The organism is Terrabacter sp. FW104-15G4B, assembly GCF_058790095.1.
In genome coordinates this window covers 21,041-45,020 of record NZ_JBYTCI010000022.1, presented here as the reverse complement: position 1 = coordinate 45,020, position 23,980 = coordinate 21,041, and the positions used below count along the sequence as shown (strand labels likewise).

Below are 23,980 nucleotides of genomic sequence, written 5' to 3'. Positions count from 1 at the left end.
TTGAAGAGCGAACCGGTACCGGGCACGACGCCACTGTATGACGGATCCCGGGCACTGACTGACCGCGCTGTCCAGTGCCACGAGGGGCAGCCGGGGGCCGTATGCCGTGTGCTTCCTTTTCGCCGGCCGGGCACCGTGCGCGGGCTGCCCGGTCGGGGGCTGCGTCACGGTGTAGCGTCGCGTCCGTGCACTTCGTCATCATGGGATGTGGCCGCGTCGGCTCGACCCTCGCCCGCACTCTCGGCCGCAACGGCCACGACGTCGCCATCATCGACTCGGACGCCTCGTCGTTCCGCCGCCTCGGCACCTCGTTCGAGGGCCAGACGGTCACCGGCATCGGCTTCGACCGGGACACCCTCATCGCCGCCGGCATCCGTGGCGCGTACGCGTTCGCCGCGGTCAGCAGCGGTGACAACTCCAACATCCTGGCCGCCCGGGTGGCACGCGAGACGTTCGGCGTCGAGCACGTCGCGGCGCGGATCTACGACCCGCAGCGCGCCATGGTCTACCAGCGCCTCGGCATCCCGACCGTGGCCACGGTGCGCTGGACCTCCGACCAGATGATCCAGCGGCTGCTGCCCCAGGGTGCGGTCCCGGAGCTGACCGATCCCAGCGGCAAGATCGTCATCGCGGAGGTGCCGCTGGCCGAGCCGTGGATCGGTCGGCACCTCAGCGACCTCGAGGACCAGACGGGGACGCGGGTCGCCTACGTCACGCGCCTCGGGGAGGGCACGCTGCCGCGTCCCGACACGGTCGTGCAGCAGGGCGACCTCGTGCACCTCGTCGTTCCGCGTGACGACCTCGCTCGCGTCGAGCGCCTCTGCGACCAGGCTCCGGCCCCCCACTGACCGGCACTCAGGAGAGAACCCCCATGCGCGTCGTCATCGCCGGAGCCGGAAGCGTCGGCCGGTCCATCGCCCGAGAGCTGCTCGCCAACGGGCACCAGGTGCTGCTCATCGACAAGGACGCCGACGACGTCCAGGCCTCGCGTGTCCCCGAGGCGTCGTGGCTGCTGGCCGACGCGTGCGAGCTCGCCGCCCTCGAGGAGGCCCGGCTCGAGGAGTCCGACGTGTGTGTCGCCGCCACCGGCGACGACAAGGCCAACCTCGTGCTGTCCCTGCTGGCCAAGACGGAGTTCGGGGTGCCGCGCACCGTGGCCCGGGTCAACAACCCCAAGAACGAGTGGATGTTCGACGAGTCCTGGGGCGTCGACGTCGCGGTGTCGACGCCGCGCCTCATGACGGCCTTGATCGAGGAGGCCGTCAGCATCGGCGACCTCGTGCGCATCTTCGAGTTCCAGCAGGGCCGGGCCTCGATGGTCGAGATCACGCTGCCGGAGGGCAGCCGGTTCGCCGGGCGCCGGGTCGGCGACGTGGAGTGGCCCACCGACACCGTCCTGGTCGCGATCATCCGCGAGGAGCGGCCGCTCGCGCCGACCCCGGACGACGCGATGGAGGCCGGCGACGAGCTGCTCTTCATCACCACGACCGAGCAGGAGGACCGCCTCCAGGACCTCGTGGCACCGGACGAGCGCCACCACGCCGCCGTCAACGACTGACCCGAAGGGCGCAGCTCAGACTGACTGGCAGACCCCAGCCTCAGGGGTGTCGGCTCGCGTCGATCGGGGTGCGGCCGCGCAGCAGGATGCCGGCCATCGCCGTGATGGCGAGCAGGTAGGCGGGCCAGCCGAGCACGACCTTGGCGACGCCGAGCGCCGCGACCTGCTCCGCCAGGTAGAGCGGCACCATGACCGCGAGCCTCACGACGTTGAGCGCGATCAGCACCCACGCCAGCCGGGCTGCAACCGTGACGATGCCCCGGTGCTGGCGCCACCAGGTCGGGTTCTCCGCGAACGCCTCTGGCTCGGCCACGCCGACGACGAAGCCGAAGAGCGGCCACCGGGTGAGGTTCGTGACGAGCAGCAGCACCAGCAGGCCGGCGTTCTGCAGCATGCCGGGCAGGAAGGCGTCCTCGGCCTTACCCGACCGGAGTGCGAAGAACGCGGAGATGCCGACCCCGGCAGCGGCATACGCGATGAAGCGCGGGTCCTGCCGCTGAACGAGACGGACAAGCAGCAGCACGGCGACGCAGGCGCCGGCGACCACGAGGGCCGTGCGGAGGTTCTCGGTGCGGGCCCAGACGAGCGCGAAGGCGAGAGTCGGGACGGCGGACTCGACGGCTCCGCGCCAACCGCCGAGGGCCTCGGACAGCTTGTCGCGGAGCAGCTCCTCGACCGTGTCGTAGCGGCGCAGGTCGGTCTCGGACCGGGCGATCGCGTCCGGCTCGCCGGCGCTCGGGACTGCGGCTTCGTGGTCGGCCTCAGCCATGGGCCTGACCCGCCCGGCCGATGATCTCGTAGGCGGGGTTGAACATCGTCATGACCTTGCGGCGGGTGGTGATGCGGCCCGTAGCCCGGATCTTGATCCCGGGGACGATGCCGGGGATGCGGCGGCGGCCGAGCCACACGAGGTGCAGGGAGTCGGTGCCGTCCCACACCTCGACGTCGAGGGCGGGTGTCTCCTCGCGCGGACGTAGCGTGACGGAGCGCACCTCGCCGCAGACGGTGACCTTCGTGCGCAGCCGCGCCTCGCCGATGTGCACCACTCCGAGCAGGTCGGAGGACTCGCGTCGAAGCTGGGCGGCCTCGAGGTCGTGCGCGGAGCGCGTCAGGCGCTCGGTGAGGCGGCGCAGGGCGCCGGGATGGGCTGTCGTCACGGGCGCACCTCGGACAGTCCCGCTCCGCGACACCGTCCGGTGCACGGGGTGGGCATCAGCGCACCTCGGTGATCTCGGGGCCGCGCTCGAAGGGACTGAGGCCGTCGTCCGAAGGGGCACCGCCCGGCTGGTCGGCGTCGGCCTGGGCCACCCCCTCGGCGTCGGGAAGCTTCAGCGGCAGCAGCTCGCGGGGAGGCATCGCCTCGTCGCCGCGGTCGATGACCGTCGTGCGGATGACGTCGTGGACGGCCTCGGCTGCGGCGGGCTCGATGGCGGCCCGACCCGACACGACGGCACGCAGGAACCACCGGGGGCCGTCGATGCCGACGAACCGCGCCGGCATGAAGACGGTGCGGCCGTCGGCGCCGGCCTGGGGCATGCGGGTGAGCAGCTCCTCGCCGAACTCTCCCGTCATCACCTCGGCGGTGCCGCCGGCGTCGACGATGCTCGTGGCGATCTCGTTGCGGATGTCGATCCAGACGCCCTCGGTGCGCGGCGCCGCGAAAGCCTGCAGCTGCACGGCCGACTCGCCGACGACGGCGGTCACACCGGTGATCTGCTGCTCCTGCTCGTTGACCTCGAGCCGCAGCTCCATGCCCTGCTGCCCGCGCAGCCAGATGGCTCCGAGGTTGAGGTAGTCGCTGTCGTCGTCGATCTCGCTGCGGTCGAGAGGGCCGCCCGTGCGGGCCTGTCCGTCGGCGGCTGCCTCGTCAGCGTCGGTCTCCTCCCCGACGTCGACCTGGTCGAGCTCGTCGGTCAGCTCAGTTTCCTCGGCACCGGCGTCCGGGCCGTCCTTCGACTTGCCCCGGCTGAAGAGTCCCACGTCATTCCGTCCTTTGAGTCCTGCTGTCCGGCGGGCGTCGTGCCCGTCCGGGGAGGTGGTCCGTCGCGGCGCTGACGCAGCGCCCGGCGAACCGTATCCGATGATCACGCCCCTGCGGGCGACTCCCCCGGTGTCGGCGAGGCGGTGACCTGGTTGAGACCAGGACCGAACCCACCAGTGGATCCATGTCCAGTGTCCCCCCGACTGGTGGAGTCGAGCGAATCGACCTCGACGAAGACCGCGTGCTCGACGCGCTGCACGACGAGCTGGGCGATGCGGTCACCGCGCCGCACGGTGAAGCTCTCGCGGGGGTCGAGGTTGACGAGGTTGACGAGGATCTCGCCCCGGTAGCCCTCGTCGACCGTCCCAGGGGCATTGACGATCGAGATGCCGTGGCGGGCGGCGAGACCGGAACGCGGGTGCACGAACCCCGCGTGGCCCGGCGGCAGGGCCAGCGCGACGCCGGTCGGGACGAGCGCGCGCTCCCCCGGCTCGATGGTCACGTCGACGCGGGCTCGCAGGTCGGCGCCCGCATCTCCCGGGTGGGCATAGGCCGGCAGGGGCAGGCCGGGGTCGAGCCGCCGGACCGGGACAGCACAAGGGTCGGTCACGAGGACCGACCCTACTTGCTCCTGGCCGTGCTGCGGCGAGGTCAGCGGTGCGCTCAGGCGGCGCACTCCGTGCAGATCATCATGCCGTTGCTCTCCTTGGCGAGCTGGCTGCGGTGGTGGACGAGGAAGCAACGCCCACAGGTGAACTCGTCTGCCTGCTTGGGCAGGACGCGGACGGAGAGCTCCTCGCCGGAGAGGTCGGCGCCGGGCAGCTCGAAGCCCTCGGCCTGCTCTGTCTCGTCGACGTCCACGCTGGACGACGTCTTGTCGACCCGACGTGACTTCAGCTCCTCGATGGAGTCTTCGCTCAGGTCGTCGTCAGTCTTGCGTGGCGCGTCGTAATCGGTTGCCATCTGCTTTTCTCGCTTCTACTCGTGATGCGCCTTGCGGTCTGTGACGCGGAGAACGCTCCTCGACCCGTGCTTGTTCCCGTGGGACCCGTGCCCTCGACGGCGTTGTCGACAGCGACGAAACATGTCCGCGTGCGCGTATGGTGCCCGATCGCCGAGGCGTTGTCACCTTGATGGGCGCACGCCTGAGATGAGCACGGGACACCGCTGGACACTCCTACCCTTTTCGGGCCAACAACTCACCGGCGCTTTGCACTTCGCCGACGTGGGAGGGTGCACAGTGGGCCTGCTGCGGCGCGGTAGGGTCTCCGGACCCGACCGATCGACTACCCAGGCCCGGAGGTGGCACCCATGACCGAGTTCGTCGAACAGATCAGGCAACGTGTCCACGACGCGCTGGGCGACCTCGCCGACGCGCGACGGGCCGGTGACGACTACCGCGTCCAGGTGCACACCGGCGAGCTGGAGTCGTTCGCTCGCCTCGCGAGCGAGAACGGCATCCGGGTCCCCGAGCTCGAGCCGTTCCAGGCGGCCTGAGCAGTCCCCTGGAGAGAAGCGGGCGTATGCCGTCCGCCCCGTCCCGATGCTCAGCCGGCGGCGTCGCCGTGCGCCACGAAGAGCTCACGCACCTGCTCGACGAGGGCAGGCCCAGCAGCGACCGTCAGGGCCTTGCCGGGGCGGTGCCATAGCGTCTCGGGGCTGCCGAGGACCACTCCCCCGGCCTCCTCGACGACGAGCCAGCCGGCGGCCAGGTCCCAGGCGTTGAGCCCGGTCTCGGCGTAGGCGTCGACGGTGCCCTCCGCCACACGGACGAGGTCGAGGGCAGCGCTGCCGATGCGCCGGATGTCACGGACGAGGGGCAACACCCGCCGGAGCACCTCGGCCTGCCGGGCCCGGACCTGCGCGTCGTAGCCGAAGCCCGTGGCCAGCAGCGTACGGGCCAGGCGGTCCTCCGAGGACACGGAGAGCCGGGCCGGCGCCGCACCATCGTGGGGTTCCTCGGGGCTGCTCCAGGCGCCCGTGCCTCGTCCGGCGTGGTGCACCAGACGACGGCAGGGGTCGGCGACCGCTCCTGCGACCGGGGTCCAGCCGCCCTCGGCCTGGGCGTCCCCCACGACGACCGCCACGGACACGGCATACGCAGGCACCTCGTAGAGGTAGTTCACGGTGCCGTCGATCGGGTCGACCACCCAGGTCAGCCCGGTGGTGCCCGTCACGTCGGCACCCTCCTCGCCGAGGATGCCGTCGTCAGGGCGGGCGGCGCGGATGAGCCGGTGCAGCAGCTCCTCGGAGCGCCGGTCCATGACCGTCACGACGTCGGTCTCGGTCGACTTCGTCGCGGCCACCCCCATCTCGGCCGGTCGCTCGTCGCGGATGAAGCGGGATGCCTCGGTGGCGAACTCGACGCAGAGTCGCTCGAGTCCCTCCACCGTGACACCGTCCGGGAGGGATGGCTGGTCCGGCTGTGAGGACGGGATGGGAACGGTGGTCATCGGTGCCTCTCAGTCGCTGCCGCAAAGAGCCGGACGGGCCTGACGCAGGTTGGGGCAGCATCCCGGGGCGCAGACCGCCGGCATCCGGCCCTCGAACTGGGTCACGCCCTCGCCCCGGGCCTCGGCCGCCCGCTCGAGGAGGGCGTCGACGAGGTCGCGCACGAACACGTCGTCGGTGCCGACCGTAGGCACCCGCACGTGGGTGAGGCCGAGCTTGTCGGCCGTCTCCTGCGCCTCGGTGTCGAGGTCGTAGACAACCTCCATGTGGTCGCTGACGAACCCGATGGGGGCCGTCACGACGGTGCGGACGCCAGCGGCCGCGAGCTCGCGCATCCGGTCGTTGACGTCGGGCTCCAGCCAGGGCTGGCTGGGCGGGCCTGAGCGCGAGCAGAAGACGAGCTCGCCGGTGAGGTCACGACCCAGGACGCGGTTGGCCTCCTGCGTCAGGTGTGAGGCGAGCGCCAGGTGCTGGCGCTGGTAGAGGTTGCCCTCACCGTCGCCGGGACCAGACGTGTCGTCCATGGCCTCGGGGATGGAGTGGGTGACGAAGAGCAGCGCGATCTCGGCGTCGGGGGCGCCGTCGAGGGCACGCAGGGAGCGGAGGAGCTCACCGAGATTGGCCTCGGCGAAACCCGGGCGGGCGGCGTACTGCCCCACCTTGTCGATCCGCAGCTCGATCCCGTCCTCGGCCACGGCGGCCGCCGCGTCCGCGAGGTTCTCGCGGTACTGGCGGCACGAGGAGTAGCAGGAGTACGCGCTGGTCGTGAGCGTCACGACGCGGCGGTGGCCGGCTGCATGGCTCTCGCGCAGGGCGTCGTCGACGAAGGGCTCGCTGTTCCGGTTGCCCCAGACGATCGGCGTGCCGATGCCACGGGCGTCGAGCTCGGCCCGCAGCGCTGCGATGAGGGCGCGGTTCTGGCCGTTGATCGGGCTACGGCCGCCGAAGTGGTGGTAGTGCTCCCCGACCGCCTCGAGCCGCTCGTCCGGGATGCCGCGGCCGGCCGTGACCCGGCGCAGGAAGGGCATGACCTCCTCCGGGGCCTCCGGTCCCCCGAAGCCGAGCAGGAGCACGGCGTCGTAGGGGGCCAGCAGCGAGGAGGTCGGGTCGGGCGTCGTGGAAGCTTCTGGTGTCATGTCTCCGCCATCGGTGGGTGGTGAGGTGCGCACAGGCTCGGGCGCTGTTCTGCGTACAGGGTTTCGGCGTGGCTCCTAGGTGGGGTTGGAGCGCAGGGGTGTCGGGGCGTTGAGGTCGAGACGGACGGCGAGCATGCGCAGGGCGAGGACCAGCCCCGCCGCGCCCCACAGCACCCAGTCCTGCAACGAGCCGAGCTGCGCTGCGACGACGACGATGATCGCGCCGAGCATCGCAGGTACGGCATAGAGCTCCCGGCGCAGGACCTCCGGGACGTGGCCGGCGAGCAGGTCGCGGATGACGCCGCCACCGACCGCGGTGATCACGCCGACGAGCACCGCGGCCACCGGCGAGACCCCGGGCGTCGTCACGGCCTTGAGGCTCCCCGCCACGGCGAAGGCGCCGAGCCCGGCGGCGTCGAGGACGCGCACGAAGCGGGTGATGCGCTCGACGCCCGGGTGGAAGAGGAAGGTTACGACGCCGCCGAGGGCCGCGGCCGTCAACAGCCGCCAGTCGCTGATTCCCACGGGCGGGATGTCGCCGATCAGCAGGTCACGCACGATGCCGCCGCCCAGGGCCGCCGCGCAGGCCAGAACCAGGACGCCGAAGAGGTCGAAGCGCTTCTTGACCGCGACGAGGCCACCGGAGAGCGCGAAGACGAACACGCCGACGAGGTCGAGGGCGAGCTGCGCGGACGCGAACGAGGTAGGCATGCCAGAGCAAACGCTACCTGCGCGGCGTGGTCGCTTGGGTCGGCGCCCATGCCGGTGGCATGCTCGACTGCACGGCGCACCGGCCGGCTCGAGCGTCCACGATCAGCGGTTCACGATCGGCGGTTGACGAGCGCGGGGCACCACGACGGCACGACCACGCAGACTCGGTACCGGGAGACCCCCCATGCAGCACCTCAGGCTCGTCGGCGTCCACGAGGACGGACTGCACCTGCTGCTGGCCGACGACGAGGGCAACCGCTTCTCCCTCCCGCTCGACGAGTCGCTCCGGGCCGCTGCCCGGCGCGATCGCCCGCGGCTCGGTCAGCTGCAGATCGAGACCTCCGGGAGCCTGCGGCCCAAGGACGTGCAGGCCATGATCCGCGCCGGCATGACGGCCGAGGAGGTCGCGGACCGGGCCGGATGGTCGGTGGAGAAGGTGCATCGTTACGAGGGCCCGATCCTCGCCGAGCGAGAGCACGTCGCCGGTCTGGCCCGCCAGGTGCGGCTTCGGCCGCGCGGGGGGTCGCACGGGGCGGCGCCCACCCTCGAGGCACGGGTCACCGAACGCCTGCACTCTCGCGAGATCGACGGCGGAAGCGTCCGCTGGGACTCCCGCCGCACCGACAAGGGCGCCTGGACCGTCCTGCTGCTCTTCAACGCCGGCGGGCGCCAGCGCGAGGCCGCCTGGACCTTCGACCCACTGGCCAGGACCGTCTCCACGGTCGACGACGAGGCCCGTTGGCTCAGCGAGGACGAGGACCAGCAGGGTCCCGGTCCGATCCCGGCCCCGCACCTGGCGGCGTCGAGCCGTCCGAGTCGGGTCTACGACGTCGAGGCCGAGGGCGGTGTGTCCGCGTCCACCCCGCGTCGGCGGGAGGGCGAGACCGTCGACCTCATGGCCGCGATGCGGGAGCGCAGCGCCCAGCGGGGTCGTCGCCGCCGAGCCAAGTCGGCCGAGGTGCCGGGCCTCGACGAGGCGCCCGAGGAGGCCTTGCCCCTGCAGGAGCTCGCCGGCGACCCTCGGGACGAGCTGCCCCCGCCCGCCCACACGCACCCCGAGGACGATCCCGACGTCGTCAAGACGGGCACGATGCAGGAGCGGGTCGGCGGCGAGGCCGCGCGCCGTCAGGCCCGGGGTTTCGAACGCACCCAGCCGGTGCGACAGCACACCCCCGACAGATCCAAGCCCGAGCGTGCCGGCGACACGTCAGCCCGTGGCGCGACCAACGAACCGGACATCGCGGCCCAGATCGACACGACCGACGCGGCCGACGCGACCGACACGGTCGACACGGTCGACACGGTCGACACGGTCGACACGACCGACACGGTCGTGGTCCCGCGGGGCGCCGAGCATCCCGGGTCAGGCGTCGAGACGACGATCGCCACCGGAGCGGAGGACGACGACGGCGAGCCGGACGCGCTCACCGGAGCGCGCACCGACGCCGACGCAGACGGACACGGGGACAGCGACCCGCGTGCAGTAGACGCCGCGCACGCAGGCAGCCCGGCGCATCTGGACGGCGGCGGGGAGTCCGACGCGAAGGCGGATGCAGCGGCGGTCGTGGCTCCCGGTGCTCCCCAGCCTGAGGTCCGGCCCGAGGCTCCGGCCCTCCGACCGGCAGGGAACCGGCGCCGCCAGCCGCCACCGGCCGCGGCCGATGTCGCCGAGCCCGAGGCGACCGACGACCACGACGACGTCATCGCGCAGCGCGTTGCGGCGGCGAAGCCGAGGCCCCGGCCGTCCGCGCCGTCCCGCAAGTCCGGCCGGCCCAGTGTGCCGAGCTGGGACGACATCATGTTCGGCCGCAAGAACGACTGATCGCCCGAGCGCCTGAGGGACCGGACGGAGCCTGCGCTCCCGGGGCGCCCGCGTCGGCCACCCGCTTAGGCGCGCGTGCGAAGGTCAGTCGGCCTGGGTGATCGGCAGTGGCGGCGGCACCGGGCACACGTCGAGGTCGAAGGGCAGCACCTCGGGAGAGACGGCGGCCGCCTTGGCGGCGTGGGAGGTCATCCGTCGCATGTAGTGGCGGCGGCAGAGCACCTCGTACTCGACGAGGCCCGCGGTGCTCGGCGAGGTGTCACCGACGACGACCTGCTCGCCCTCGACGACCATGACGCCGTCCATGACCCGCGCGTTCGTCGTCGCCCGGCGCCCGCACCAGCACAGCGCCTCGACCTGCAGCACCTGCACGCGGTCGGCCAGCTCGATGAGGCGCTTGCTGCCCGGGAAGAGCTCGGTGCGGAAATCGGCCGTGATGCCGAAGGCGAAGACGTCGACGTCCATCTCGTCGACGATCCGGGCGAGCTGCTCGACCTGGTCGCAGGTGTAGAACTGCGCCTCGTCACAGATGAGGTAGTCGATGCGGGTCCCGGCAGTGGCCCGGTCGACGATGGCGTCCCAGAAGTCGAGGTCGTCGCGGACCTCGAGGGCTCCCGTCGAGAGGCCCAGGCGCGAGCTGAGGACGTTGGCACCGGCGCGGTCCATCTTGGTGAAGATCAGCCCCACCCGGCCGCGCGCCTTGTGGTTGTGGTCCATCTGGAGGGCGAGGGTCGACTTGCCGCAGTCCATGGTCCCGGAGAAGAAGACGAGCTCAGCCACGAGGGACCACCTTAGGCGTCCCGGCGTGGCGGCACCACGACCACGGGCACGGCGAGTTCCGCGTCGCTCGTCGAGCCGTGCAGACCCAGCAGGGCGACCACCTGGGGGCGCATCAGACCCGAGTGCACGACGGCGAAGGCGCCGCCCGCCACGACGACGAGATCGCCCACCCGCTCCTCGACACCGGCGCGCACCGGGCCGAGCCAACCCTCGTCGACGACGCGTTCGCGGCTGAGGATGGTGACCTGGTCGCCGAGGCGCGAGGCCCAGGCGGCCGCGACGTCGGCGCGCGCTCCCGGCTCGGTGTAGAGCTGCAGGTTGCGCGGCTCGCCGCCGAGGTGGCGCACCCCTGCCATGAGGGCCGGCTCGTGCGCGAGGTCCACGCGGTCGGGGAAGGGCACGTCCACCATTCCGTGGTCGGCGGTGACGACGATCGACGTGTCGTCCGGGACCCGGGTCGCGAGGCGGCGCAGAGCGGCGTCCACCGACTCCACCTCGTCACCCCACTGCCACGACTGGCAGCCGTGCACGTGCCCGACCTTGTCGACCTCTCCCCAGTAGAGATAGACGAGTGCCCGCGGCGTCGCCCGAACGGCTGCCACGGAGGCGTCGACCCGGTCGTCGAGGCTCTGGCCCGCCCGGAAGCGCCCGCCGCGCAGCGCCGCGGTGGTGAGCCCCGAGCCGTCGAAGTAGTGCGGGCCGACCATCGTGACGGGGACGCCCGCGGCATCGGCCGCCTCGAACACCGTCTCGTTGGGCTGCCACAGCCGCGCGTCGGGACCGTTCTCCCAGGACAGCTCGTTGAGCAGCCGGTCGGTCGCCGGGTCGAGCACCTGCATGCCGACGAGCCCGTGCGCACCGGGCGGCAGGCCCGTGCCGAAGGTTCCCATCGAGGTCGCCGTCGTCGACGGGAAGCCACACGGCACCCGGCTGGCGGTGCTGAGCAGGCTGCGCAGGAACGGGGCGTGGCCGCTGCGCTGGCGCAGCAGGTCGAAGCCCAGGCCGTCGACGAGCACCACGACGGTGCGCGGCACCTCGGGTAGGTCGAAGACGTCCCGGCCGGCATACCTCGGCACCCCGAGGCGGTCGGCCACGGACGGCAGCACGGAGGCGAGGGTCCCCGCGGACCAGTCGGTCGGGCCGGACGCGCCGGCGGTCATGTCGTTGTCAGCCACGTCGTCAGCCAGGTCGTCAGCCCGGTCGTCAGCCACAGTGGTGGTCAGACGGCCGTGCCGCCGCCGATGCTGGCCGAGAGCACACGCGCGAAGTGCATGGCCCGCCCGACGGCGTCCTCGCCGTCGGCAGCCGAGCTGATGCGCAACGAGATGTCGTCGGAGGCGATGGTGCCCTCGAAGCCGTGGTCGGCCACGCAGTCGGGGTCGCCGCACTGGGCCGGGATCATGTCGAGGCGGCTCACGGCGCCCCAGCCGAGAGTCAGCGTCAGGTCGCGCCCGTGCGTGCCCGGCGTGAACGTGTCGGGCTGGGCCACGACGTGGGTCAGCATGACGCCGCGGACGGCGGCGAGCGGCACCGTCTCGGTGGTGGCCGTGGCCATCAGCTTGTCCTCGGACTCGGCGTGGTCGTCAGCGTGCGCGATGACGAGGCGTAGCGGCGTGACGACGAGGACGGTGACGTGGCGCCGCACCGTCTCGTGGTCGAAGGTCGTCTCCTGGTGCACGAGGTGGCAGACGACCTCGTCATCGGCGACCGCCGACTCCACGACATCGCACACGAGCGAGGGGTAGTAGCCGGCGCGGGTGATCGCCGCGGTCAGGTCGTCGGGAAGGGTCTGGCTGGTTCCCGGGGTGGCGCGTCGCATGCCCCCATCCTTGCACCCGCACGTGCGTGTCCCGGCCCAGCCGTCCACACGCCTGCAGCGGCCACTCGGTGCGGGATGCACCGCGGGCCGGTCCGGGCCCGACGTCAGGTCATGCGCCGGCGGCCAGGGTCCTTGCGCACGAGCGCCGGACGGACGACGACCTCCGCCCCCAGCACGTCGACGCCGCCGGTCCACGCGTTGACCGGGTTGAGCTCGACGGACGCCAGCTCCGGGTGGTCGTCCGCCAGCACCGAGAGCCGGGCGATGAGGTCGGCGAGCGCCGCCCGGTGCACGGGGGCGGCGCCGCGGTGACCGCTCAGCAGTGGCGCGGCCTTGACGCCGTCGATGAGGTCGGTGACGTCGACGTCGGTGAGGGGCGGGATGCGATGGGCGATGTCGCCGAGCAGCTCGGTGGGTGGCCCCGCCACCGAGAAGCTGACCACCGGCCCGAAGAGCGGGTCCTCGCTGGCCCGGATGACGCACGACACCCCGGGCACCGCCATGCGCTGCACGACGAACCGGTCCGCGCCGAGCGGTCCCAGGCGCAGGCGCAACGACGCGTGGGCGTCACGGACCGCCTCCGCGTCGCCGAGGTCGCCCCGCACCCCGACGAGCCCCGGCTGGTGGCGCACCACCGGTGAGGTGGACTTGAGGATCACGGGGTAGGTGAGCTCGTCGGCCGCGGCCACCGCGGCGTCCGCGCTCGACACCTCGACCGCCGGCCACACGCGTATGCCGTAGGTGCCGAGCAGCTCGCGCGCCTCGTCACGCGTGAGAGCCCGGCCTTCCGGGCTGCCCGCGAGGTGTGCCTCGATGAGCGACTCGGCGCGAAGCCGGTCGATGCCCACCGGGGCGACGGGGGTGCCGCGGTCGCGCTGGCGCCACATGGCATACCGCGTCACGGCGTTGAGGGCGCGGATGCCGTCCTCGGGCATGGAGTAGGCCGGCACCGAGCGACGGACGCCGTGCTGCTCGTAGGAGAGGCCGTCGCCGACGCCACGCATGCCGAGGAAGGTTGCGACACATGGCTTCTCGTGCCTCGCCACGATGGTGCGCACCGCGGCGTGGACCTCCTCGTCCTGGGTCACCAGGGGTGGGATGAAGGCCGCCACGACGCTGTCGACCTCGGGGTCGGCGAAGGCGGCGTCGAGGGCGGTGGCGAACTCCTCGGCCGATGCCTGCGGCAGCAGGGACACGGGGCCGTGCGTCACCTTCAGGCCCCAGCTGAGGCAGGCGCTCGCACTGATCGCGCCCAGGGCGTCGGAGTTGCCGACGATCGCGACGCGGTCGCCCCTCGGGAGCGGCTGGTGCAGGGTCAGCTGGGCGACGTCGAAGAGCTGGTGGACGTTCTCGACACGGATGACGCCGGCCTGCCGGAGCAGGGCGTCGAACGCCTGCGGCGGCACGTTGGTGATCCGCGTGCGGTGACCGGGAGGCGCGGCGAAGCTCGAGACGCCGGAGCTGACGACGACGACTGGCTTGACCGAGGCGAGGTGGCGGGCGATCCGGGAGAACTTGCGCGGGTTGCCCATCGACTCCAGATAGAGGCCGACGGTGTCGGTCTCCTGGTCGTCGATCCAGTACTGCATGAGGTCGTTGCCGGAGACGTCGACGCGGTTGCCCGCGGAGGCGAAGACCGAGATGCCGAGCCCTCGCCGGGCCGCCGACGCGAGCACCGCGACCCCGAGCGCACCGCTCTGCGCGAACAGGCCGAGCCTGCCCGTGCCCGGGATGACGGAGGCCAGGGTGGCGTTGAGCCGCACGGAGGGGTCGTTGTTGATCAGCCCGAAGCTGTTGGGACCGACGATGCGCATGCCCGCGCGGCGCACCCGACGACGCAGCTTCTCCTGCAGGGCCGTGCCCTCCTCACCGGCCTCGGCGAAGCCCGACGACAGGACGAGCAGCGCCTTGACACCGGCCCTGCCGCACTCCTTGACGACGTCGATCGCCTGCGCCGCCGGCACGACGACGATGGCGAGGTCGACGGGCTGCGGCACGTCCCGGATGCTCGGGTAGGCCGTCAGTCCCTGGATGCGGTCGGCCACCCGGTGGATCGGGTAGAGCTCGCCCTGGTAGCCGGCGGCGAGGATGTTGCGCATGACGAGCGCGCCGATGGACTCCTCCCGCCGGCTCGCCCCGATGATCGCGACCCGCTCCGGGAAGAGGATCGTGTGCATGCTGCGCGACTCGGCGCGGTGCTCCCGCGAGAGCTGGACGGCCTTGCTCTGCTCCGTCGGCGAGATGTCGAAGGAGACCTCGACGACGCCGTCCTCGATGTGGTGCGCGACCTCGTAGCCCGCCTCCTTGAACACCGTGAGCATCTTGCGGTTCTGGGGCAGCACCTCGGCGACGAAGCGGTTGATGCCCATCTCCTGGGCGATGGCCGCGAGGTGCTCGAGCATGACCGAGCCGATGCCCTTGCCCTGGAAGTGGTCCGAGATGTTGAAGGCGACCTCGGCCGAGCCGGGCCTGATCCGGTCGTAGCGGCCGATGCCGATGATCTCGCCGTCGAGGGTGGCGACCAGGGCGACACGGTCATGGTGGTCGACGTGGGTGAAGCGGTGGACGTCCTTCTCGCTGAGCTCGCGCAGCGGCGCGAAGAAGCGCAGGTAGATGGACTCAGGGGACTGCCTGCTGTGGAACTGGCGGATGCCGTCGGCGTCGTCGGGCGTGATCGGCCGCACGTGCGCGACCGTACCGTCGCGCAGCACCACGTCGGCCTCCCACTCGACGGGAGCCCCGGTGGCCTGCGCCGAGATGCGCTCGATGGTGCCCGTGTCGTCGCTGAGCCCGCCGCCCTCCATGGGGTCATCGTGTCACGTCGGGTCTCCCCACCCCGGAGATGGGAGTCTGGTCGCATGGAGTTCTCCGAGGTCGTCCGATCGCGACGCATGGTCCGCCGCTACGACCCCGACCGTCCCGTCCCTCGGGACGTCGTCGAGCGGTGCCTGGCCAACGCGGTCCGCTCCCCCAGCGCCGGCTTCAGCCAGGGCTGGGACTTCGTCGTGCTGGCCACGCCCGACGAGCGCGGTGCCTTCTGGGCGGCGACGACGACGCCCGACGCGCCGAGCGACCCGTGGCTGGACGGCATACGAGCCGCTCCGGTGCTCGTGCTGTGCCTCTCGCACAAGGACGCCTACCTCGACCGCTACGCCGCGCCGGACAAGGGCTGGACCGATCGCGACGAGGCGCGCTGGCCCGTGCCGTACTGGGACGTCGACACCGGCATGGCCTCGCTCCTGATCCTGCTCACGGCGACCGACGAGGGGCTCGGTAGCCTCTTCTTCGGCGTGCCGCCCGAGCGCCAGGCCGCTGTGCACGAGGCGTTCAGCATCCCTCCCAGCCGCACCATCGTGGGCGTCGTGTCGATCGGGTATGCCGTCCCGGGACCCAGGAGTCCGAGCCTGCGTCGGCACCGGCGCGGGGGCCGAGAGGTGGCCCACTGGGGGCGTTTCGGCGTGGCAGGTGAGCAGGCCTGAAGGCGCTGCGCGAAGATGGGGCGTTGACCCGCTAGCGGCAAGGAGCACCACCCGGCATGGCCCGACGCACGACCACCCCGCCTCCCCCCGAGGACTTCGAGGAGAAGATCGTCGGCATCGACGTCGAGGAGGAGATGCAGAACGCCTTCCTCGAGTACTCCTACAGCGTCATCTACTCCCGGGCCCTCCCCGACGCGCGCGACGGCCTGAAGCCCGTGCAGCGGCGCATCCTCTACGGCGCCAACGAGCTGGGCCTGCGCCCCGACCGCGGCCACGTCAAGAGCCAGCGGGTGGTCGGCGAGGTCATGGGCAAGTACCACCCGCACGGCGACCAGGCCATCTACGACGCCCTCGTGCGCATGGCCCAGCCGTTCACGCTTCGTCTGCCCCTCATCGACGGCCACGGCAACTTCGGCTCCCTCGACGACGGCCCCGCCGCCGCCCGCTACACCGAGGCCCGGATGGCCGACGCCGCCCTGCTCATGGTGGCGGGTCTCGACGAGGACACCGTCGACTTCGTCCCCAACTACGACGACACCCAGCTGCAGCCCGGCGTGCTGCCCGCGGCATACCCCAACCTGCTCGTCAACGGCGCGGCCGGCATCGCCGTCGGCATGGCCACGAACATGCCCCCGCACAATCTCGTCGAGGTGATCGGCGCCGCGCGGCACCTCATCGCCAACCCGACGTGCTCGCTCGAGGATCTGATGAAGTTCGTCCCCGGGCCCGACCTGCCCTGCGGCGGGAAGATCGTCGGGCTCGAGGGCATCCGCGACGCGTACCTCACCGGGCGCGGCAGCTTCCGCACCCGCGCCACGGCTCGAATCGAGTCGATCACCCCGCGTCGCAAGGGGATCGTCGTCACCGAGCTGCCCTACCTCGTCGGACCGGAGAAGGTCATCGACAAGGTCAAGGACCTCGTGCAGGGCAAGAAGCTGCAGGGCATCGCCGACCTCAAGGACCTCTCGGACCGGGCCCACGGCCTGCGCCTGGTCATCGAGATCAAGAACGGCTTCAACCCCGACGCCGTCCTCGAGCAGCTCTACAAGCTGACGCCGATGGAGGAGAACTTCGGCATCAACAACGTCGCCCTCGTCGAGGGCCAACCGCGCACCATGGGGCTCAAGGAGCTGCTCAAGGTCTACGTCGAGTTCCGCACCGACGTGGTGCGCCGGCGCACGGCACACCGTCTCGCCAAGCGCGAGGAGCGGCTGCACCTCGTCGAGGGCCTGCTCATCGCCATCGTCGACATCGACGAGGTCATCCAGGTCATCCGGTCCTCCGACGATGCCGCCACCGCCCGCGCGCGCCTCATGGAGGTCTTCGACCTCTCCGAGGCGCAGGCCACCTACATCCTCGACCTGCAGCTGCGCCGGCTCACGAAGTTCTCGCGCATCGAGCTCGAGAACGAGAAGGGCGAGCTCGAGCGCGCCATCGAGGAGCTGCGCGCCCTGCTCGAGAACGAGAAGCTGCTCATGAAGCTCGTGTCCACCGAGCTCGCCGACGTCGCCAAGGCGCACGGCACTGCCCGCCGCACGGTTCTCCTGGAGAGCTCGGGCGCCAGCGCGGCGGCGACCGCCGCCTCGCCGCTCGAGATCGTGGACGACCCCTGCTGGGTGCTCCTGTCGTCCAGCGGGCTGCTGGCCCGCACCGGCACCGCCGACCCCGTGTCGGCAGAGGGGTCCCGCTCGAAGCACGACGTCGTCATCGGGGCGGTTCGCACCACGGCGCGCGGCGAGTTCGGCCTCGTCACGAGCGCCGGACGGATGGTGCGCCTCTCGGCACTCGACCTGCCTACGCTCCCGCCGACCAACGGCGCTCCGAGCCTCTCCGGTGGCGCGCCGCTCGCCGCCTACGTCGACCTCGGCAAGGGCGAGGCGCCGGTGACCATCGTGCCCATCGGCGCGGAGGCACCCGTCTTCGCCGTCGGCACGGCCGCCGGCGTCGTCAAGCGGGTCACGTCCGAGGCGCCGAAGAGCAACGACTGGCCCGTCATCAGCCTCAAGGACGGTGACCGGGTGGTCGGCGCCGGTGTGGCCGACCGCGAGGACCTCGACCTCGTCTTCGTCACCTCCGACGCCCAGCTGCTGCGCTTCCCGGCCCGCACGGTGCGTCCGCAGGGACGCAGCGCGGGCGGCATGGCCGGCGTCAAGCTCGGCGCCGGCGCGCGGGCCGTGTTCTTCGGGGTCGCCGACGCCACCCTCGACGGTGTCGTCGTCACCTCCGCCGGATCGTCCGGCGCCCTTCCCGGGACGGAGGGCGGCTCGCTCAAGGTGACGCCGTATGCCGAGTACCCGGCCAAGGGGCGCGCCACCGGTGGCGTGCGGTGCCATCGCTTCCTGCGCGGCGAGGACTCCTTGCTGCTGGCCTTCGCCGGCAACACACCGGCCCGCGCCGCAGCGGCCAACGGTGTCGCGATCGAGCTGCCACCCGCCGACGGTCGACGCGACGGTTCGGGGCTCCCCCAGACGGCTGTGATCGCCCAGGTTGCCGGGCCGCGGCCGCTCTTCCAGTCGACCGACAGCGAGTCGAGCGGCACCGAGTCGAGCGGCACCGAGTCGAGCGGCACCGAGTCGAGCGGCACCGAGTCGACCGACGAACCGTCCAGTGGCGCCACGGATCCGGACGCCGAGGGCCAGGCATGAGCCGGCCCCCAGGCGCCGCCACGCCGGCCCGGGACGACTGGGATCCCGGCGTCATCGGCAGCGCCGGCAGCGCCGGCAGCGCTGAGCGAGCGGACGGGCACGAGAAGCACCCGGCCACCACCGGCTACGGCACGCCGGCCTCCGACGCGTGCTCGGTGCTGTGGGACCACGACGGCACCAGCGCCTACGGCACCGCCGCCACCGCCCGCTTCTTCGTCGTCGTCGAGCAGCCGGGGCCCTGGGGGCGCGACGCCGCCCGGGAGTCGCACCTCGACCGTGAGCTTGGGGCGGAGCTCGACGCCCGCACCACCCGGGGTGGTGGGCGTTTCATGCTCGTGCGGCGCCCCGGTGGCCACCCGGCGCACGACGGGCCGCGCCACGTCCTCGTGGCCCACGCGGGCTCTCGTCCCGAGGACGCCTGGCTGCTCACCGCCCAGCTCGACCACCTCGGCGAGCTGCTCGGCATGGACTGGGCCGCCCTGGCGCGCGGGAACCGCTCCCTCGTGCAGGCCTCGCTCCGCGGGTCCGCTCCCGGCGAGCCGGCCCTCCTGGTGTGCACGAATGGCCGGCGCGATGTGTGCTGCGCCGTCCGCGGCCGTCCCCTCGCAGCCCATGCAGCCCATGTGGCGCCGGGCCGCGCGTGGGAGGTGTCCCACACCGGCGGGCACCGGTTCGCGCCCACCGGTGTCCTGCTGCCCTGGGGGCAGACCTTCGCCAGGCTCGACGACCGAGCCACCGAGTGGATCCTGGCGGCGAGCATGTCGGGGCACGTGCCCGCCGAGCTGGTCGGCCCCGTGCACGACCGTGGACGCTCCGGCGTACCCGTTCCGTCCCAGTGCGCCGAGTCGCACGTGCGGGCCGAGACGGGCGAGACGAGACTGGACGCACTCTGGGCGGCCGAGCCCACCGAGACCGACGCCGGCTGGGAGGTCATCGTGACCCACACCGACGGCCGTCGCTGGCGGGTGGGCGTCACGCGCGAGCCCACCGGGCGCACTCGCCCCGAGTCGTGTGGCAAGAAGCCGATCGAGGTTCTGGAGCACCGGGCGACGACCACCGAGGCATGGTTCTGAGCGCTTTCCGCCCGTGCATGACTCGGGTCGTGACCGGCACCAGCGGATCGACGACGCCTGCGTGGGCGTCCCCGCCGTCCTTCTGGTGGCTGCCCCCTACCGTCCCTCAGGACTGGAGCTGGTTCTCCTCGACGGCCGCCTCGCGTGTCGACTCCTCGATGTAGGCGCGGGCGTGCTCTCGCCCGGCAGCCGCATGCGGTAGCCCCTGACGTAGACGCCAGGCGACACGAAGAGCACGGGAGGGCGGTGCCGAAGCCCCGATGACACCGAGGCCGCCGCGGTTCGGGTCTCGACCGCTGCCATCGGCTGCCTCTCGCCGTGGGTCCGGAGTCACCAGGGCTTCGGGTACGTCGGGGACCCGTCCCCCGGCGCGGTGTCCTCGCTGCCCTGTTGCTGGTTGCGCTCGATCGTGTTCTGGCGCTGCTGCTCCTGGAGGTAGTCCTGCTCCTCCTGGCTCGGCGTCTTGCCCGGGTCGGGCGTCGGCTGGGCCGGCTGGTCGGGGGCGGGCTGCTGCTGCGGGTCCGCGGGTGGCTGCTGGTCCTGCGGCGGGCCGTCGGACCGTTTCTGCTCCATCCGCTGCTGTGCCTGCTTCAGCTGCTGCCCGGTCTGCCCACCGTCGGGCGCGTCGCACAGGGGCGGTCGCTGCTTGGTGATGGTGATGCCCTTGTCGTAGAACTGTTTCCACTCATCGGTGCGCTCGCGGGCCTTCGCGGCGTCACCGAGCGCCTCGTACGTCAGGCCGAGGTTGACGCGTACCTTGCAGTCCTCGATCCCGCCCTTGGGCACTTGCTCGAACGCCTGCTCGAACCACGGCCTGGCCAGCTCGAAATGGCCTGACAGCACGTGCGCGTCGCCGATCGCGAAGGGCGAGCGGAAGGGCTCCACGACGTTGACCCAGCCCTGGCGCTCCCCCCAGGCGAGGGTGCCCGGCTTGTCGCCGGCCTCGTAGGCCGCGAGAGTCTGGGCGTGGACCAGGTTGAGCGAGACCAGGCGAACGGCCGCCAGCAGCAGCAGCACGACGACGGGGGCGGAGGCGAGCAGGAGGCGCCGGCGCCGTCGCCGGAGGTGCGGCGTCAAGGGCGGCCGGGGCAGCCGGGCGCGGCCTCGTAGGACGCCCCGGCGGCGCTTCTCGCTGTCGGAGGGTGCGTCGGCGCGGGCTTGGAGCTCGTCGAGAACCGTCATGGACGCATCTCCTTGCGTCGTCGCGTCTGGCGCAGCGCCGTGACGGCTGCGCCCACCTCCCAGGCTGCGATCCCGGCCACGCCGATGAGCAACGGCCAGTACAGCTCCCGGCGGGCGAGGACCTTCTGCTTCTCGACCTGCTCGCTCGTGCCGAAGCGATCGAGGTCGACGCCTGCCACGGTTGGGCCGATGTCGTCGCCGGACTGACGGTGCACGTAGGGCAGACCCAGCTGGTCGCCGATGGCCCGCAACGTGTCCTCGCTGATCACCGAGCGGGCGTCCTCCCCGGTAGCCGGATCCACGATGTAGTCGCTGCTCGTGTCGAAGCGCGAACGAGTCGCCTTCATCCGCCCACCGTCAGCAGTGCCGTAGCCCAGCACCGCACCGCCGTTGACCAGCCGCTTGTCGATGTCGAACGGAGCCGGTGGGTCCGCCGCGGTCTGCTCGCCGTCACCGAGGTAGTAGACGATCCGGCCGCGCTCGGGGTTGCGGGCGTCGGCCTGCTGCAGCAACGTCTTGAGCCGGTCGTTGGGCTCGCTCACGGAGGTGCCGCGGGACACCTCGTACGACTCGGGCAGCAGGGTCTCGACGGCCGCGTCCAAGGCGGTTGTGTCGGTCGTCAGCGGGAGCCGCACCCGGGCCTCCTGGTCGAACGTCACGACGCAGTAGCGGGCACCCGGGAGAGCGGCCGCGATGGCGGAGATGTCGGCGGCCACCCCGTCGATGCGCGGCCGCTCGCTGCCGTAGTCCTCGGCGATGATGCTGCTCGTCGTGTCGACGACGAAGTACACGTTGAGGTTGGCGGCGGCGGTGTCGACGTGCTCGCCCGGCACCGCTGGACGCAGCGCCGCGAGGCCGAGGAGCAGCGCTGCCGCCGTGAGCCGCCAGTGCGTGGCCCGCGACTCTCCCGGCACGGAGCGCGACGACGGATTCCACCAGACGGCGGCCAGCGCCGCGACCGCGAGGACGAGCAGGAGCGGCCAGGGGGCGACGGGGAGCAGCGTCACGAGGCCCACCTCCGGCTGGCCCCGATGACGCCGATCAGGCCCAGGGCTGCGGCGGCGATCGGCACGGTGGGGTTGTCCGAGTAGAGGGACCGGGATGCGGCGTCCATGAGCGTCGCCTCCTGCGCCTGCACGGAGTCGACGATTCCCTTGATCGCGGCCTGGTCGCCCATCGCGTAGTACCGGCCGGCGGTGCCTGTCACGACGTCCCGCATCTGCAACGCCTCGGCGTCCTGGCCGTCCTCCTGGGGGTTGAGCCCGTAGACCCGCACCCCCTTGGCCTTGGCGAGCTCGCCCGCCTCCTCGACCTGGATGATGGGCCGCCCAGCGAGGTGGTTGTCGGTGGCGAAGACGACGGACCGCGCACGCTGCGTGTCCACCTTGTCGAAGCTGGACACGCAGGTGGCGAGACCGTCGCCGATCAGCGAGGTGCCCCGGCCGTTGAAGGTGCCGGCGAAGAACGAGTCGAACTCGGGGTCACCGCTCAGCGCGCGGGCCGCCGTGTCGAGCTCGTCGTTGATGAAGTCGTAGTCGTCGGTGAGCGGGAAGACCGTCGCTGCCGACGAGTTGAAGATGACGAGGCCGATGCGTTCGCCCTCGAATCGGGTGACGAGCTGTTTGAAGGCGGAGACCAACGTGGCGTCGTAGGCGGCCATCGACCCCGAGATGTCGAGGCAGAGCATGATGTCGCGGCTGCGGGTCTGCGGCTTGTCGACCGTCGCGTCGACGGGCCGTGGCGCCCCGACGAGGGCGGCACCGCCCAGCAGCGCGGCACTCACCGCGAGCACCGCCATGCGGATGCGGTGCAACCGCAGCGCACGGCGGTACTCCGGCAGCTCGGTGAGCGCGCTGGAGTTGGCCACCGGCGCGGCAGCCCGGGAGGAGCGGCGCGCCATCATCCGCTGGACCGCGAAGGCGAGCAGCGCCGCCAGGACGGCCCCGACGGCGAGGACGCCGGGCCACCTGAGGTCGACTCCGCTCAGCTCCACCGCGCCACCACCTGCTTGGCGACGGTGCCCGCTCCGACGAGCGTGGCCGTCTCACGCGGCCCGAACTCACCGGGGTAGAGCGCTCCGACGACCTCGGAGACCGGGGTCAGTCGCGCCCCCGTGGCAGTGAGCTCCGTCAGCGTCATCGTCGGCGCATGGATGCCCGACACCTCCTGGACGAAGTGGCGCACGAGAACGCTCAGCTGCTGGTGCCCCCGTCGTTGGCTGATCTCCCCGGCGGCCGCCCGTGCCAGCACGAGGTCGATCTGACGGGTGTAGTCGGCACGCAGCCGGGTCAGCCGGTCGGGCGCGATGCGCGGGGGCACGACGATCCTCCTCGGCCGGGTCGACCACCACACCCAGGCGTACCAGGCGGCGACGAGCGCGCCGAGGCCGAGCCCGAGCCACAGCCACCGGGCGGCATACGGGTCGGGGGCGTAGAAGCCCGGCGGTGCCTCAGCGGCGCGCACGACGCTGCCTCTCGAGCAGCGCGAAGACGGTGGTCACGACCTCGTCGGAGGAGCCCAGCCGGGCGTGGTTGATGGCCCGCCGGCCGAGCAGCTCGCTCGTGCGCTCGACGCGTTCGGCCACCGACGCGGCATACGCCGCCCGCACCCGAGGATCGAGCCGGACCAGCGTGGGCAGGGTGTACGTGTCGGCGACGTCGTATGCCGTCCGGTTGCCCTCGATGGTGGTGGGGTCGGCGTCCTCGACGGTGATCCACAGGATCTCGTGCTGCACGTGCAAGCGCCGCAGCAGCTCGTCGAGGGCCGGGTCGAGGTCCCTGTCGTCGGCGACGACGAGCAGCACGAGGCGGCGGCGGACGTTGCGCACGATCCAGCGCAGCTGGGTGGCGAGGTTGCTCTGCTCGCCGTCGAGGACGGTCGAGGCGTCCACCGCGCGCAGGAGCAGCTCGAGGTGTGCCTCGGACCCACGGAGGTCGTGCGCCACCGTGGAGGTCGCCGTCCCCCGCACCAGGCCGACGAGGTCACCATGTCGCTGGGCGAGGTAGCCCACGAGTCCGGCCGCCGCGATCGCCACCGACTTCTTGGGCTCGCCGCTGCGAGTGGTTGCTGCCATCCCGCGTCCCGTGTCGATGACAAGCATGAGGTTCTGCTTGCGGCTGGCGACGTACCGCTTGACGAGGGGCGCCTGGTGACGCGCCGTGGCACGCCAGTCGATGTCGCGCACCTCGTCGCCGGGCACGTAGTCCCGCAGGTCGTCGTAGTCGAGGCTGCGGCCGTGGAAGACCGAGGCGTACTCCCCCTCCAGCAGGCTGCGTGACTTGCGGCGCGCATGGACGAAAAGCTTGCTCTTCACCCTGGTCAGCAGCGTCGTCGTCATCGCGTG

24 protein-coding genes are annotated in these 23,980 nt (G+C 72.0%); 7 read left to right on the top strand and 17 right to left on the bottom strand.

Annotated elements, in window-relative coordinates; genetic code table 11:
- The first annotated feature begins 185 nt into the window (after nucleotides 1-185).
- Together AC3WRT_RS15750 and AC3WRT_RS15745 are read left to right on the top strand one after the other, a co-directional pair.
- The gene (locus tag AC3WRT_RS15750; protein WP_492723558.1) at nucleotides 186-848 is read left to right on the top strand and encodes a potassium channel family protein; all 663 of its coding nucleotides are present in this window, start codon (nucleotides 186-188) and stop codon (nucleotides 846-848) included.
- A gap of 23 nt (nucleotides 849-871) precedes the next feature.
- Entirely contained in the window at nucleotides 872-1,558 is a 687-nt protein-coding gene (locus AC3WRT_RS15745; protein WP_492723556.1) for a potassium channel family protein, read from the top strand.
- Nucleotides 1,559-1,598: 40 nt separating this feature from the next.
- On the opposite strand, the gene AC3WRT_RS15740 is transcribed toward AC3WRT_RS15745, so the two are convergent.
- From AC3WRT_RS15740 to AC3WRT_RS15720, 5 genes are all read right to left on the bottom strand, one after another.
- Nucleotides 1,599-2,327 carry a DUF3159 domain-containing protein gene (locus AC3WRT_RS15740; protein WP_492723554.1) on the bottom strand — a complete coding sequence of 243 codons (729 nt, stop codon included), beginning with the start codon at nucleotides 2,325-2,327 and terminating at the stop codon, nucleotides 1,599-1,601.
- The gene (locus AC3WRT_RS15735; protein ID WP_492723552.1) at nucleotides 2,320-2,715 is read right to left on the bottom strand and encodes an OB-fold nucleic acid binding domain-containing protein; all 396 of its coding nucleotides are present in this window, start codon (nucleotides 2,713-2,715) and stop codon (nucleotides 2,320-2,322) included. The genes AC3WRT_RS15740 and AC3WRT_RS15735 overlap by 8 nt, the downstream gene beginning before the upstream one ends.
- A 55-nt stretch (nucleotides 2,716-2,770) precedes the next feature.
- Nucleotides 2,771-3,538, bottom strand: coding sequence for a DUF3710 domain-containing protein (locus tag AC3WRT_RS15730; protein WP_492723550.1), 768 nt, complete (start codon nucleotides 3,536-3,538; stop codon nucleotides 2,771-2,773).
- 104 nt (nucleotides 3,539-3,642) lie between these two features.
- The gene (gene dut, locus AC3WRT_RS15725; RefSeq protein ID WP_492723548.1) at nucleotides 3,643-4,149 is read right to left on the bottom strand and encodes a dUTP diphosphatase; all 507 of its coding nucleotides are present in this window, start codon (nucleotides 4,147-4,149) and stop codon (nucleotides 3,643-3,645) included.
- 53 nt (nucleotides 4,150-4,202) lie between these two features.
- Nucleotides 4,203-4,502 carry a DUF4193 domain-containing protein gene (locus tag AC3WRT_RS15720; protein ID WP_020145516.1) on the bottom strand — a complete coding sequence of 100 codons (300 nt, stop codon included), beginning with the start codon at nucleotides 4,500-4,502 and terminating at the stop codon, nucleotides 4,203-4,205.
- A gap of 348 nt (nucleotides 4,503-4,850) precedes the next feature.
- Between AC3WRT_RS15720 and AC3WRT_RS15715 the strand changes: the two genes are divergently transcribed.
- On the top strand, nucleotides 4,851-5,036 hold the full coding sequence (locus AC3WRT_RS15715; protein WP_492723546.1) for a hypothetical protein: 186 nt from the start codon (nucleotides 4,851-4,853) through the stop codon (nucleotides 5,034-5,036).
- Between the two features lie 50 nt (nucleotides 5,037-5,086).
- Here AC3WRT_RS15715 and AC3WRT_RS15710 read toward each other — a convergent pair whose 3' ends face one another.
- From AC3WRT_RS15710 to AC3WRT_RS15700, 3 genes are all read right to left on the bottom strand, one after another.
- Nucleotides 5,087-5,992, bottom strand: coding sequence for an inositol monophosphatase family protein (locus AC3WRT_RS15710; protein WP_492723544.1), 906 nt, complete (start codon nucleotides 5,990-5,992; stop codon nucleotides 5,087-5,089).
- Nucleotides 5,993-6,001: 9 nt separating this feature from the next.
- Nucleotides 6,002-7,126 carry a ferrochelatase gene (locus AC3WRT_RS15705; RefSeq protein WP_492723542.1) on the bottom strand — a complete coding sequence of 375 codons (1,125 nt, stop codon included), beginning with the start codon at nucleotides 7,124-7,126 and terminating at the stop codon, nucleotides 6,002-6,004.
- A gap of 75 nt (nucleotides 7,127-7,201) precedes the next feature.
- Nucleotides 7,202-7,837: a trimeric intracellular cation channel family protein gene (locus AC3WRT_RS15700; RefSeq protein ID WP_492723540.1), complete on the bottom strand. Its 636-nt coding sequence runs from the start codon at nucleotides 7,835-7,837 to the stop codon at nucleotides 7,202-7,204.
- Between the two features lie 184 nt (nucleotides 7,838-8,021).
- Between AC3WRT_RS15700 and sepH the strand changes: the two genes are divergently transcribed.
- Nucleotides 8,022-9,659, top strand: a complete 1,638-nt coding sequence (gene sepH, locus AC3WRT_RS15695) for a septation protein SepH (RefSeq protein WP_492723538.1) — start codon at nucleotides 8,022-8,024, stop codon at nucleotides 9,657-9,659.
- A gap of 84 nt (nucleotides 9,660-9,743) precedes the next feature.
- On the opposite strand, the gene AC3WRT_RS15690 is transcribed toward sepH, so the two are convergent.
- The 4 genes from AC3WRT_RS15690 to AC3WRT_RS15675 form a co-directional block, all read right to left on the bottom strand.
- On the bottom strand, nucleotides 9,744-10,439 hold the full coding sequence (locus AC3WRT_RS15690) for a thymidine kinase (protein ID WP_492723536.1): 696 nt from the start codon (nucleotides 10,437-10,439) through the stop codon (nucleotides 9,744-9,746).
- 11 nt (nucleotides 10,440-10,450) lie between these two features.
- Nucleotides 10,451-11,599, bottom strand: coding sequence for an alkaline phosphatase family protein (locus tag AC3WRT_RS15685; protein ID WP_492723597.1), 1,149 nt, complete (start codon nucleotides 11,597-11,599; stop codon nucleotides 10,451-10,453).
- A 59-nt stretch (nucleotides 11,600-11,658) separates the two neighbouring features.
- Nucleotides 11,659-12,258: a DUF5998 family protein gene (locus tag AC3WRT_RS15680; protein WP_492723535.1), complete on the bottom strand. Its 600-nt coding sequence runs from the start codon at nucleotides 12,256-12,258 to the stop codon at nucleotides 11,659-11,661.
- Between the two features lie 104 nt (nucleotides 12,259-12,362).
- Complete coding sequence (locus tag AC3WRT_RS15675; RefSeq protein ID WP_492723533.1) at nucleotides 12,363-15,062, bottom strand: bifunctional acetate--CoA ligase family protein/GNAT family N-acetyltransferase; 2,700 nt, start codon at nucleotides 15,060-15,062, stop codon at nucleotides 12,363-12,365.
- A 54-nt stretch (nucleotides 15,063-15,116) separates the two neighbouring features.
- Here AC3WRT_RS15675 and AC3WRT_RS15670 point away from each other — a divergent pair, with 54 nt between their 5' ends.
- From AC3WRT_RS15670 to AC3WRT_RS15660, 3 genes are read left to right on the top strand one after another with little or no spacing between them, the layout of a single operon-like run.
- Entirely contained in the window at nucleotides 15,117-15,737 is a 621-nt protein-coding gene (locus tag AC3WRT_RS15670; RefSeq protein WP_492723531.1) for a nitroreductase family protein, read from the top strand.
- Between the two features lie 56 nt (nucleotides 15,738-15,793).
- Nucleotides 15,794-18,382 carry a DNA gyrase/topoisomerase IV subunit A gene (locus tag AC3WRT_RS15665; RefSeq protein WP_492723529.1) on the top strand — a complete coding sequence of 863 codons (2,589 nt, stop codon included), beginning with the start codon at nucleotides 15,794-15,796 and terminating at the stop codon, nucleotides 18,380-18,382.
- Entirely contained in the window at nucleotides 18,379-19,455 is a 1,077-nt protein-coding gene (locus AC3WRT_RS15660) for a ferredoxin family protein (RefSeq protein WP_492723527.1), read from the top strand. Before AC3WRT_RS15665 ends, AC3WRT_RS15660 begins: the two co-directional genes overlap by 4 nt.
- A 330-nt stretch (nucleotides 19,456-19,785) precedes the next feature.
- Here the strand turns inward: AC3WRT_RS15660 and AC3WRT_RS15655 are convergent, their stop codons facing one another.
- Genes AC3WRT_RS15655 through AC3WRT_RS15635 form a run of 5 tightly spaced genes read right to left on the bottom strand, consistent with a single transcriptional unit; the run spans nucleotide 19,786 to nucleotide 23,974 of the window.
- Nucleotides 19,786-20,637, bottom strand: coding sequence for a tetratricopeptide repeat protein (locus AC3WRT_RS15655; RefSeq protein ID WP_492723525.1), 852 nt, complete (start codon nucleotides 20,635-20,637; stop codon nucleotides 19,786-19,788).
- Nucleotides 20,634-21,644 (bottom strand): VWA domain-containing protein, encoded by a 1,011-nt coding sequence (locus AC3WRT_RS15650; protein ID WP_492723523.1) that lies wholly within the window; start codon nucleotides 21,642-21,644, stop codon nucleotides 20,634-20,636. Before AC3WRT_RS15650 ends, AC3WRT_RS15655 begins: the two co-directional genes overlap by 4 nt.
- Nucleotides 21,641-22,630, bottom strand: a complete 990-nt coding sequence (locus AC3WRT_RS15645) for a VWA domain-containing protein (protein ID WP_492723521.1) — start codon at nucleotides 22,628-22,630, stop codon at nucleotides 21,641-21,643. The genes AC3WRT_RS15650 and AC3WRT_RS15645 overlap by 4 nt, the downstream gene beginning before the upstream one ends.
- Complete coding sequence (locus AC3WRT_RS15640) at nucleotides 22,621-23,100, bottom strand: hypothetical protein (protein ID WP_492723520.1); 480 nt, start codon at nucleotides 23,098-23,100, stop codon at nucleotides 22,621-22,623. The genes AC3WRT_RS15645 and AC3WRT_RS15640 overlap by 10 nt, the downstream gene beginning before the upstream one ends.
- Nucleotides 23,087-23,974: a DUF58 domain-containing protein gene (locus tag AC3WRT_RS15635; RefSeq protein ID WP_492723518.1), complete on the bottom strand. Its 888-nt coding sequence runs from the start codon at nucleotides 23,972-23,974 to the stop codon at nucleotides 23,087-23,089. Before AC3WRT_RS15635 ends, AC3WRT_RS15640 begins: the two co-directional genes overlap by 14 nt.
- Nucleotides 23,975-23,980: the final 6 nt, after the last annotated feature.